Below are 10,767 nucleotides of genomic sequence, written 5' to 3'. Positions count from 1 at the left end.
GACAAACTGTTCGGAACAGCATCAGAAGACTTCGGAGGCCGTACGGTGGCGGACACGTCGGACACCAGAACCCCGGCGCAGATCGAGGCGGACATCAAGCGCCGCCGTGAAGTGCTGGCCGAGACGCTTGACGAGATCGGGGTGCGGGTGCATCCGAAGACCATCGTCGGGGATGCCAAGGCCAAGGTGATCGCCCATGTCGATCACACGGCCGGGCGCGCGTACGTGCAGGTCAACCGGGCCGTCAGCGAGGTGCGGGCCCAGTTCGTGGATGAGAAGGGCGCGCCCCGTCTGGAGCGGGTCGTGCCCGTGGCACTCGTCGTCGTGGGGGTCGTGGGGCTGCTCGCCCTCGGGGCCCGGCGGCGTGGTCACTGACCGGGGCAGGTAGGTTCGAGCCGTGAGCGCCAACAGAAACGAGCACAGGACTCCCCACCACGACAAGCTCCCCATCCGGATGCTGCACGACCGGGTTCTCGTGCGGCAGGAGACCGGTGAGGGCGAGCGGCGGTCGGGGGGCGGCATTCTGATTCCCGCCACCGCGGCGGTGGGGCGGCGGCTGGCCTGGGCCGAGGTCGTCGCGGTCGGCCAGAACGTGCGGACGGTGGAGCCCGGCGACCGTGTCCTGTTCGACCCGGAGGACCGGGCGGAGGTGGAGGTGCGGGGCGTGGCGTACGTGCTGATGCGCGAGCGTGACCTGCACGCCGTCGCCGCGGACCGGTTCGAGGGGTCGGAGGACTCCACGGGTCTGTACCTCTAGCGACGCACGGCGAAGAGGGTCGGTGACGATGGTCACCGGCCCTCTTCGTCCTGTTTTTGCTAGGTTCGGAAGGAACCCGACGAGACGCGCCGTACCGGGTCGAAGGCAAGGACGACGCACCGGACAAGAGCCGTCACGTCTCGGAGGTGCCTCGTCATGGCCTGGGTTCTGCTCGTCGTCGCCGGTCTGCTGGAGGTCGGCTGGTCGATCGGGATGAAGTACAGCGAGGGTTTCACCCGGCTGGTGCCCAGTGTGCTCACCGGCGCCGGCATCGTCGCGAGCATGGTGCTGCTGTCGTACGCCGCGAGGTCGCTGCCGATCGGTACGGCGTACGGCGTGTGGGTGGGGATCGGCGCGGCCGGGGCGGCGGTGCTCGGCATGGTGGTGCTGGGTGAGCCGGTCACCGCCGCCCGGATCTTCTTCGTGTGTCTGCTGCTGGTCGCCGTGGTGGGGCTGAAGGCGACCAGCGGCCACTGACCGCCGGGCGGGCGGTCCCTAGGTGCCGGGTTGGCCTCCGGCGCCCGCGTCGGTGCCGGCGGTGTCGCCGCCGGTCGTGCCGCCGCCCGGTGCGCCGCCCCCGGTGGCCGTCCCGCCCCCGGGCGCTCCGCCGCCCGTGGTGTTGCCGCCGGTGGCGGGGCCTCCGCCGGTGGTGTCACCGCCGGTGGCGGTGGTGCCTCCCGTGGTCGTACCGCCGTCGGTGGTGGGGCCGCTGCCGGTGGTCGCGCCGCCGTCGGCCGGGGTGCCGGTGGTGCCGCCGGCGGTGGGGGTGGCCGTGGCGCCGCCGGTCGGCTTCGCGGTCGCGCCGCCGTCGTTCCGGCCGCCGTCGGTGCCGGGCGTGGCGGTGCTGGTGGCGGGCGGTTCCTGGATCTGGTCGGCGCCCTGTTGGAGCTGGAGGTCGAAGTCGGCGGCCGGCTTGCCCTTCAGCGCGTCGCGCGTGTACTGCGCCCAGATCTGGGTGGGCGGACCACCGCCGTTCATACGGGGCTGGCCGAGGGCGCCGTACAGCGGCTGCTGCTTGGCCGTCACCGGGTCCTGGCCCATGACGGAGACCACCGTGGCCAGGTCGGGGGTGTAGCCGGCGAACCAGGCGGCCTTGTCGCTCTCGGCGGTACCGGTCTTGCCGGCCGCGGGCCGGCCCGCGGCCTGTGCGGCGGTGGCGGTGCCGCTCTGCACCACGCTGCGCAGGACGGAGGTGGTGGTGTCGGCGGCTTCCCGGTCGACGGCCTGCTTGGCCGGCTCGTGGGGCAGCCTGACCTGCTCGGTGCCCTCCTTGGTGATCTTTTCGACGAGCGTGTACGTGCCGTGCTTGCCGTGGTTGGCGAGCGTGGCGTAGGCCTGGGCCATGTCGAGGACGCTGGCGGTGGCGGTACCGAGCGCGATGGACGGGTACGGCTGGAGGTCCGGGGTGTCGGAGGGGATGCCGAGGTCGATCGCGGTCTGCTTGACCTTGGCGGGGCCGACGTCGACGGCCATCTGCGCGTACACGGAGTTCACCGACAGGTCGGTGGCCTTGCGGACGGTGATCTGGCCGTACGAGCGCTGGTCCTCGTTCTCGGGGGCGTAGGCGCCGCCGCTCCAGCCCTGGACGGGGCGCTGGTTGGTGCCGTCGTACACCGTGTTCGGGGTGATGGTGCGGCCGTCCTGGGTGGTGGACCCGTTCTGCACGGCGGAGGTGAACACGAACGGCTTGAACGTGGAGCCGACCTGGTAGTCACCGCGGGTGGCGCCGTTGGTGTACTGCTTGACGTAGTCGATGCCGCCGTACATCGCGACGACCTTGCCGGTCCTCGGGTCGACGGAGGCGCCGCCGGCCCGGACGAAGCCGTCGGCCTTGCGGTTCTTCGCGTCCAGCTTGGACATCAGCTGGTCGTCGACGGCCTTGACGAAGGCGTCCTGCCGCTTCTTCTGGATGGTGGTGGTGATGCGGTAGCCGCCGGCGGCGAGGTGGTCGGCGTCGATGATGTTGTTGGTGGTCAGGTAGTGCTTGACCGCCTCCACGAGGTAGCCGCGCTGCCCGGACATGCCGGTGGAGATGGTCTGCTCCTTGGGCATCGGGAACTTCATGCCGGTGCGCTTGGACTCGCTGAGCCAGCCCTTGGTGACCATGCCGTCGAGGACGTAGTTCCAGCGGGCGACGGCGGCCCTCTTGTTCTCCGGGTGGGCTACGACGTCGTACTCGCTCGGCGCGTTGACGAGCGCGGCGAGGTAGGCGGCGCGGGCCGGGTCGAGGTCGGCGGCGTCCATGCCGTAGTAGGCCTGGGCGGCGGCCTGGATGCCGTAGGCGTTGCGGCCGAAGTAGCTGGTGTTGAGGTAGCCCTCCAGGATCTGGTCCTTGGACTTGTTCTGGTCGAGCTTGATGGAGATGAAGAATTCCTTGGCCTTGCGGGTGACCGTCTGTTCCTGGGCCAGGTAGTAGTTCTTCACGTACTGCTGGGTGATGGTCGAGCCGGACTGCTTGCCCTTGCCGGTCGCGGTGTTCCAGCCGGCGCGGAGCATGGCCTTCGGGTCGATGGCCGACTCGGTGTAGAAGTCGCGGTCCTCGGCGGCCAGTACGGCGTGCTGGGCGTCCTTGGAGACCTGGGCGAGGCTGACGTTCTCGCGGTTGACCTCGCCGTCGCGGGCGAGCTGGGAGCCGTCGGCGTACAGGTAGACGTTGCTCTGCTTGGTCGCGAAGGCGTTGGCCGGCGGGATCTTCACCAGGGAGTAGCCGAGGTAGAACAGCCCGAAGAGCAGCAGCACGCCGATGACGAAGGTGCCGAGCACCATGCGCCACGTCGGCAGTATCCGCCGCCATCCGGTCCGCTTGGGCCGCTTGCCCTTCGCGGCCTTGGCCTTGGCCTTGCCGCTGCCGTTGCCGCTGCCGCTGCCTGCGGCGGTGTCACCGTCGGCGGCGGAGAGCACGGTGGTCTCGTCCTGGGCGGAGGCGGGAGCGGTCGTGGCGGTCTTGGCGGTCTGCCCGGCTTTCGCGGCCTTCGCGGCCTTGGCGCCGGCGCCGGCTGCGGCTGCGGCTGTGGCTGCTGCACCGGCTGCCGCGCCGGACGCGGGTGCGGTCGCGGCCTGGGCGGCGGCGCCGGCAGCGGCAGCCGCACCGGCGGCGCGCGCGGCACGGGCGGCGCGGGCGGCGGCCGGGGAGGAGGCCGGGGCCTCGGCCCCGGACGTGCGGTCCTGGCCGGCGGGCCGGGGAACGGCCGGGCCGGGGGTACGAGGATTGCCGCCGGGGGTACGGGAGTTGCCGGGCCCGGGGTCCGGCTCCGCACCGGCGCGGGGCGCGTCGACCCGGCGGAGCACCTGTGTGGTCTCGGGCGCCGCGTCGGCCTTCGGCCCCTTGGGCGGGGTGACGCGCCGGAGCACCTGAGTACTCTCGGCGGGCTGCTCGGCGGGGCTCCCGGTACCGGCCGGCTTCTTGCCACCGGCTCCCTCGCCGGTGCCCGTGCCGGAACCCGTGCCGCCCCCGGCGGGGTCACGCCGGGCCCCGGCCGCACCGTCCGAGGACGCACCTCGGCCGGACGCCGGGCCCTTGCCGGACGCCGGGGCACCACCCGAAGCCGGACCACGACCGGCGCCCGCCGCACCACCGGAGCCCGTGGCCCCGCCGGACGCCGCGGACGTGTTCCGGGCGGATTCCTTGGTCCCGGTCTGCTCCGTCCGGCCGCCCCGGGCCGCCTGGCGGGCCCGGGCCACGGAAGCCGTCCGGTCCTGCGCTCCCGAGTACGGGCGACCGGAACCAGCCACGCCGGAACGCCCACCGGCTGCCGCACCGGAACCGTCCCGGTCGGCCGGAGCCACCGCGTCGGACCGGTCACCCGAACCCGTCGCGCCGGACGGCTCACCGGACCGCGAACCGGCCGGGCCGGACCGGTCCCGGGCACCCGGAACCGGCGCACCGGACCGAGCCCCCGAACCCACCGCACCGGACCCGTCACCCGAACCCGCCGCGTCGGACCGGTCGGCCGGGCCCGGCGCGTCGGTCCGGTCGTCGGAGCTCGCGTTCGCCGGGCCGGACCCGGTCCGCTGGGCGGGGGGCCGGGGGTGGTTCCCGGGGGGCTGTCGCCTTGCGTCGGCGGGGGGTGGTGTGTGCGGCTTGCGGCCCCCCGGGGTGCCGGGCCCTTCAGCCGGCAGCGGCCTTTTCGGTGCCCCGCCGTCGTTCGGCTGCTGCGGCTGCGGCTCGTCGCTCATCTCGTGCACGGACTCCTGTTTCGCGTCGTACGTTCCCGTACGCCTCGTACGCTTCTGCGCTCCCCCTGTTTGAAGACTCTCGCACCTGGCGTTCCGTTCCCGGATTCCGGCACGCTTCCGGCCGGAAAACGCGTGGCCGGCCGCCGGGCCTCCGGACTAGGCTCCTGCGCTTCGGTGTCGAGCAGTCCGAGGAGGTCGACTGGCGTGGGCGCGGGACGGTTGTACGCGGCCGTCGCGGCAGGGGGGTTCCGACGGTACGCGACGTACCGGGCCGCCACTGCGGCAGGGGTGTTCACGAACACCGTCTTCGGTCTGATCCTCGTCTCCACGTATCGCGCGCTGTGGGACGAGAGGCCGCATCTCGGGGGGTACGACGAGGCGCAGGCGGTGACCTACGTCTGGCTGGGGCAGGCGTTCCTGTCGACCCTGGCGATCGGGGGCGGCGGGGTCGAGGACGAGCTGATGGAACGCATCCGCACCGGCGACGTGGCGATCGACCTGTACCGGCCGGCCGATCTCCAGCTGTGGTGGCTCGCGGCGGATCTCGGCCGGGCCTGTTTCCAGCTGCTGGGCCGGGGGCTGGTGCCGTTCGTGTTCGGCGCGCTGTGCTTCCCGGTGTACCTGCCGGCCGATGCGGGCAGGTGGGCGGCGTTCCTCGGGGCCGTCGTGCTGGCGATGCTGGTGGGGTTCGGCATTCGCTACCTGGTGGCGCTGAGCGCGTTCTGGCTGCTGGACGGCACCGGTGTGGTGCAGATGGCGTGGCTGCTGGGCTTCTTCTGCTCGGGCATGCTGCTGCCGCTGAACGTGTTCCCGGGCGCGCTCGGCGAGGTCGTGCGCGTCCTGCCCTGGTCCTCGTTGCTGCAGGCGCCGACGGACATCCTGCTGGGGCAGGCGGACCCGCTGCCCACCTGTCTCTTCCAGGCCGCGTGGGCGGTGGCGCTGCTGGGCGCCGGGCGGCTGCTGCAGTCGGCGGCGACGCGCCGGGTGGTGGTGCAGGGTGGCTGAGCGCGCCGGGCACCGGCTGGCCGAGGGGGTGCGGGCGTACCGGCTGGTGGCGGGGATGTGGGTGCGGTCCACGATGGCGTACCGCGCGTCCTTCGTGATGACCACGTTCGGGAACTTCGCGGCGACCTTCCTGGACTTCGTCGCGATCATGCTGATGTTCTCCCGGGTGGACGCGCTGGGCGGCTGGCCGCTGCCGGAGGTGGCGTTCCTGTACGGGCTGTCGGCGGCCTCCTTCGGGCTGGCCGATCTGCTGATCGGGTCGATGGACCGGCTGGGCCGGCGGGTCCGGGACGGCACGCTGGACACCCTGCTGGTGCGGCCGGCGCCGGTGCTGGCGCAGGTGGCGGCCGACCGGTTCGCGCTGCGCCGGCTGGGCCGGGTGACGCAGGGGGCGCTGGTCCTGGGCTGGTCGCTGACCCGGGTGGACGTCCACTGGACGGCGGGGCGGCTGCTGCTGATGCCGGTGACGGTGGTGAGCGGCTGCGGGATCTTCTGTGCGGTGTTCGTCGCCGGGGCGGCGTTCCAGTTCGTGGCGCAGGACGCCTCGGAGGTGCAGAACGCCTTCACGTACGGCGGTACGACGCTGTTGCAGTATCCGCCGACGGTGTTCGCGAAGGAGCTGGTGCGCGGGGTGACGTTCGTGCTGCCGCTGGCCTTCGTCAACTGGCTGCCCGCCACGCATGTGCTGGGGCGGCCGTATCCGCTGGGGCTGCCGGGCTGGCTGGCGTGGGCTCCGCCGCTGGTGGCGGTGGGCTGCTGCGCGCTGGCGGGGCTGGCCTGGCGGACGGGACTTCGTTCGTACCGCAGCACGGGGAGTTAGCGTGGGTGACGTCGCGGCCGGGGACGGTTTCATCGTCCTGGAGCAGGTCGGGAAGGTGTTCGAGGTGCGCCGCAGGACGGGGTTCCTGCGGCGGGAGCGGCGCGAGGTGCGGGCGGTGGACTCGATCTCGTTCCGTGTGGCGCGCGGGGAGATGGTCGGGTACATCGGGCCGAACGGCGCCGGGAAGTCGACGACGATCAAGATGCTGACCGGGATCCTGACGCCGAGTGCCGGGCGGCTGCGGGTGGCAGGGATCGATCCGGCTCGGGAGCGGGGGCGTCTGGCGCACCGCATCGGGGTGGTGTTCGGGCAGCGGACCACGCTGTGGTGGGACCTGCCGCTGATCGACTCCTACCGGCTGGCGCACCGCATGTACCGGATCCCGGACGCCCGTTACCGGGCGAACCTGGACCGGCTGGTGGAACTGCTGGAGCTGGGAGCGCTGTTGGACGTGCCGGTGCGGCAGTTGTCGCTGGGGCAGCGGATGCGGGGGGACATCGCGGCGGCGCTGCTGCACGATCCGGACGTGGTGTACCTGGACGAGCCGACGATCGGCCTGGACGTCGTGTCGAAGGCGAAGGTGCGGGAGTTCCTGCGGGAGGTGAACACCGAGCGCGGGACGACGGTGCTGCTGACCACGCACGACCTGCAGGACATCGAGCAGTTGTGCTCCCGGGTGATGGTGATCGACCACGGGCGGCTGGTGTACGACGGCCCGCTCGCGGGGCTGCACGAGGCCGCGGAGGGCGAGCGGACGCTGGTGGTGGACCTGGAGCGGGAGCTGCCGCCGGTGGAGGTGCCGTCGGCGCGGGTGGTGCGGGTGGAGGGGCCGCGGCAGTGGCTGGCGTTCCCGGCGGGGCAGTCGGCGGCGCCGCTGGTGGCCCATCTCGCGGCGCGGTACCCGCTGGTGGACCTGTCGGTGCGGGAACCGGACATCGAGGCGGTCATCGCCAGGATGTACGCGGAGAAGGCGGTCTCGTAGGCTGCTGCCATGAGCGACGACGCAGTCCCGGACCTCCGGGCGTCCGACGCCGACCGTGAGCGGGTCGCCGAGGTCCTGCGGGAGGCCCTGGCCGAGGGACGGCTGGACATGGCGGAGTTCGACGACCGCCTGGACGCGGCCTACAAGGCGCGTACGTACGGCGAGCTGGCGCCGCTGACCCGCGATCTGCCGACGCCGGGTGCCACGGCGGTCTCGTTCGTCAAGGAGCCGGTGCGGGGCGGGGGTTGGGCGGACCGGATCACCGGGGGCGAGGGGTCCTCGACAGGGGCCGTGGCGATCCTGTCGGGGTTCGAGCGCAGGGGCCGCTGGACGGTGCCGCGCCGGTTCTCCTGTTTCACCTTCATGGGCGGCGGTGAACTCGACCTGCGGGAGGCGGACTTCGCCGACCGCGAGGTCGTGATCAACTGTGTGGCGGTGATGGGCGGGGTGCAGGTCGTCGTACCGCCCGGGGTCGAGGTGGTCGTACGGGGTGTCGGCGTGATGGGCGCCTTCGAGCACCCGCGGGACGACGCCCCGCCGGAGCCGGGCGCGCCCCGGGTGGTCATCGGCGGTTTCGCCTTCTGGGGCGGTGTGGGTGTGGAACGCAAGCTGCCGCGTGCCGAGCGCAAGCGTCTGAAGGAGCAGCGCCGGCTGGACCGGGGCCGCTGACCGCTCCCGGGGGTGACCGCTGGAGGACCCCTCAGGGGGTGCAGACCTTGGTGAGTTCGCCCGCCGCGTCCGTCACCGGGCTCACGTCCGGTGACCCGTCGCCCTTGTCGACGGCGGTGCGCACGTTGTCCACGGCCTTGCGCAGGTCGTCGACGGCCTTGTTGACGTCGGTGTCGTCCGTCTTGTCGCCGATCTTGCGCAGGCTCTTGTCGATGGAGTCGAGCGAGGAGTCGACCTGGGTGGGGTCGTTCGCGGCGTTCTCCACGGCCTGCTGGAGGTCGGTGACGCTGTCGGCGATGGTGTCGGCGGTCTGCACGCAGTCCAGCGCCTTGTTCATGGCGTCGCAGCCGGTCGTGAGGCCGGCGGTGAGCGCTGCGGTCGCTACGGCGGCGGCGACGGCGGTGAGCCGGCTTCGGCGTCGGCTGGCGGCCATGGTGGTGTCCCTCCCCTGGTACGGCTGGCCGGGCGCACGCCGGTGAGCGGTGCGCCCGCACCCAGAGGGACGATGGGAAGGCCCGGTGGGTTGCCCGGGGCCTTGGGGGGTTCTTTACGCGCGGGTGGCCGCGAGGGCCGCCTGCTGGGCCGCGGCGAGTTCGGCGCAGCCGGTGACGGCGAGGTCGAGCAGGGCGTCGAGTTCCGCGCGGGCGAAGGGCGTGGCCTCGGCGGTGCCCTGGACCTCGACGAAGCGGCCGTCGCCGGTGCAGACGACGTTCATGTCGGTCTCGGCGCGGACGTCCTCCTCGTAGCACAGGTCGAGCAGCGGGACCCCGCCGACGATGCCGACGGAGACGGCGCTGACGGTGCCGGAGAGCGGCTGCCGGCCGGCCTTGACCAGCTTCCTGCCCTGGGCCCAGGCGACGGCGTCGGCCAGGGCGACGTAGGCGCCGGTGATCGCGGCCGTGCGGGTGCCGCCGTCGGCCTGGAGGACGTCGCAGTCGAGGACGACGGTGTTCTCGCCGAGGGCCTTGTAGTCGATGACGGCGCGCAGGGAGCGGCCGATGAGCCGGGAGATCTCGTGGGTGCGGCCGCCGATCCTGCCCTTGACGGACTCGCGGTCGCCGCGGGTGTTGGTGGCGCGGGGCAGCATGGCGTACTCCGCGGTGACCCAGCCCTCGCCGCTGCCCTTGCGCCAGCGCGGGACGCCTTCGGTGACGGAGGCGGTGCAGAGGACCTTGGTGTCGCCGAAGGAGACGAGGACGGAGCCCTCGGCGTGCTTGCTCCAGCCGCGTTCGATGGTGACCGGGCGGAGCTGTTCGGGGGTACGGCCGTCGATGCGAGACATGGCGACGAGCCTAGCCGTAGACGACGCGGGGGCTCCTCCCGCCTCGGGAGGAGCCCCTGCCGCTGAGCCGGCGGCTCACATCATGTCTTCGATCTCCGCGGCGATCGGGTCGGCGTCGGTGCCGATGACGACCTGGACGGCGGTGCCCATCCGGACGACGCCGTGGGCACCGGCGGCCTTCAGGGCGGTCTCGTCGACGAGGTCGGGGTCGGACACCTCGGTGCGCAGCCGGGTGATGCAGCCCTCGATCTCCTCGATGTTGTCGATGCCGCCGAGCCCGGCGACGATCTTCTCAGCCTTGCTGGCCATGTTCCTTCTCCCTGCTCCGAACCGCTTTGTCGCAGTAACCCACAGTTGGCCCATCTTCGCGAGCGGTCTTGCCGTCCGTGCCGGATGATGGCGATCACGACAGCGGAACCGTCCGCCGACTGGTCTACACCACCGTGGGGAGGGTCGCCAAACCCATGAGTGCCGTGAGCACGGCGAGCCCCGCCGGGAACCGCTGGAACCGCCTGTTCCAGGGCATGCAGAAGATGGGCCGCAGCCTGCAACTGCCCATCGCCGTGCTGCCGGCGGCGGGCATCCTGAACCGGCTGGGGCAGCCGGACGTGTTCGGCGGCGACGGCCTGGGCTGGACGGCCGTGTCGAAGGTGATGAGCGGGGCGGGCGGCGCGCTGCTCGACGGCCAGCTGGGGCTGCCGCTGCTGTTCTGCGTGGGCGTGGCGATCGGCATGGCGAAGAAGTCCGACGGTTCGACGGCGCTCGCGGCGCTGGCGGGTTTCCTCGTCTATTACGGAGTGCTGCGCCAGTTCCCGCAGACCTGCCCGGCGGGCACGAGGATCGCGGTGACGGGCTGCCAGGCGGCCGACGGCACGGTGTCGGCGTTCACCTACCAGAACCCGGGCGTCTTCGGCGGGATCGTGATGGGTCTGCTGACGGCTTTCTTCTGGGCCCGCTACCACCGCACGCGCCTGGTGGACTGGCTGGGCTTCTTCAACGGGCGCCGGCTCGTGCCGATCGTCATGGCCTTCGTCGCGATCGCGTTCGCCGTGGTGTGCCTGTTCGTGTGGCCGCCG

General features: G+C 72.5%; 11 protein-coding genes, 1 pseudogene and 1 riboswitch. Of the genes and pseudogenes, 8 read left to right on the top strand and 4 right to left on the bottom strand.

Going from position 1 to position 10,767, the window contains the following annotated elements; all coding sequences use genetic code 11:
• Window positions 1–45: 45 nt before the first annotated feature.
• The 3 genes from IE312_RS17910 (at window position 46) to IE312_RS17900 (ending at window position 1,234) form a co-directional block, all read left to right on the top strand.
• Window positions 46–375: a DUF3618 domain-containing protein gene (locus tag IE312_RS17910; protein ID WP_189982948.1), complete on the top strand. Its 330-nt coding sequence runs from the start codon at window positions 46–48 to the stop codon at window positions 373–375.
• 79 nt (window positions 376–454) lie between these two features.
• Window positions 455–757, top strand: coding sequence for a GroES family chaperonin (locus IE312_RS17905; RefSeq protein WP_220212621.1), 303 nt, complete (start codon window positions 455–457; stop codon window positions 755–757).
• Window positions 758–814: 57 nt separating this feature from the next.
• Window positions 815–878, top strand: a riboswitch (guanidine-III (ykkC-III) riboswitch).
• 35 nt (window positions 879–913) lie between these two features.
• Window positions 914–1,234, top strand: a complete 321-nt coding sequence (locus IE312_RS17900) for a DMT family transporter (protein WP_189982944.1) — start codon at window positions 914–916, stop codon at window positions 1,232–1,234.
• A gap of 18 nt (window positions 1,235–1,252) precedes the next feature.
• Here the strand turns inward: IE312_RS17900 and IE312_RS17895 are convergent, their stop codons facing one another.
• Window positions 1,253–4,108 carry a transglycosylase domain-containing protein gene (locus IE312_RS17895; protein ID WP_189982942.1) on the bottom strand — a complete coding sequence of 952 codons (2,856 nt, stop codon included), beginning with the start codon at window positions 4,106–4,108 and terminating at the stop codon, window positions 1,253–1,255.
• Window positions 4,109–5,137: 1,029 nt separating this feature from the next.
• Here IE312_RS17895 and IE312_RS17890 point away from each other — a divergent pair.
• From IE312_RS17890 to IE312_RS17875, 4 genes and pseudogenes are all read left to right on the top strand, one after another.
• A complete protein-coding gene (locus tag IE312_RS17890; RefSeq protein WP_189982940.1) occupies window positions 5,138–5,938 on the top strand; it encodes an ABC transporter permease in 801 nt (266 codons plus the stop codon).
• Window positions 5,931–6,758, top strand: coding sequence for an ABC transporter permease (locus IE312_RS17885; RefSeq protein WP_229900003.1), 828 nt, complete (start codon window positions 5,931–5,933; stop codon window positions 6,756–6,758). The genes IE312_RS17890 and IE312_RS17885 overlap by 8 nt, the downstream gene beginning before the upstream one ends.
• A 1-nt stretch (window position 6,759) precedes the next feature.
• Window positions 6,760–7,740, top strand: a complete 981-nt coding sequence (locus tag IE312_RS17880; protein ID WP_189982928.1) for an ABC transporter ATP-binding protein — start codon at window positions 6,760–6,762, stop codon at window positions 7,738–7,740.
• A gap of 9 nt (window positions 7,741–7,749) precedes the next feature.
• Window positions 7,750–8,400: pseudogene (locus IE312_RS17875) on the top strand (DUF1707 SHOCT-like domain-containing protein); the annotation flags it as partial.
• 40 nt (window positions 8,401–8,440) lie between these two features.
• Here IE312_RS17875 and IE312_RS17870 read toward each other — a convergent pair.
• The 3 genes from IE312_RS17870 to IE312_RS17860 all read right to left on the bottom strand — a co-directional run bounded on the left by IE312_RS17870 (window position 8,441) and on the right by IE312_RS17860 (window position 10,000).
• Window positions 8,441–8,842, bottom strand: coding sequence for a prefoldin domain-containing protein (locus tag IE312_RS17870; protein WP_189982924.1), 402 nt, complete (start codon window positions 8,840–8,842; stop codon window positions 8,441–8,443).
• Between the two features lie 114 nt (window positions 8,843–8,956).
• Window positions 8,957–9,691: a ribonuclease PH gene (gene rph, locus IE312_RS17865; RefSeq protein ID WP_189982923.1), complete on the bottom strand. Its 735-nt coding sequence runs from the start codon at window positions 9,689–9,691 to the stop codon at window positions 8,957–8,959.
• Window positions 9,692–9,766: 75 nt separating this feature from the next.
• The gene (locus tag IE312_RS17860; RefSeq protein ID WP_030347750.1) at window positions 9,767–10,000 is read right to left on the bottom strand and encodes a PTS sugar transporter subunit IIB; all 234 of its coding nucleotides are present in this window, start codon (window positions 9,998–10,000) and stop codon (window positions 9,767–9,769) included.
• Window positions 10,001–10,155: 155 nt separating this feature from the next.
• Between IE312_RS17860 and IE312_RS40635 the strand changes: the two genes are divergently transcribed.
• Window positions 10,156–10,767, top strand: a 612-nt coding sequence (locus IE312_RS40635; RefSeq protein WP_229900002.1) for a PTS transporter subunit EIIC, incomplete at its 3' end; no start/stop codon positions are given.

The organism is Streptomyces capoamus (assembly GCF_014654935.1).
GTDB lineage: Bacteria > Actinomycetota > Actinomycetes > Streptomycetales > Streptomycetaceae > Streptomyces > Streptomyces capoamus.
The sequence above is the reverse complement of the archived record's forward strand: the minus strand, read 5'-3'. Positions and strand labels throughout refer to the sequence as shown.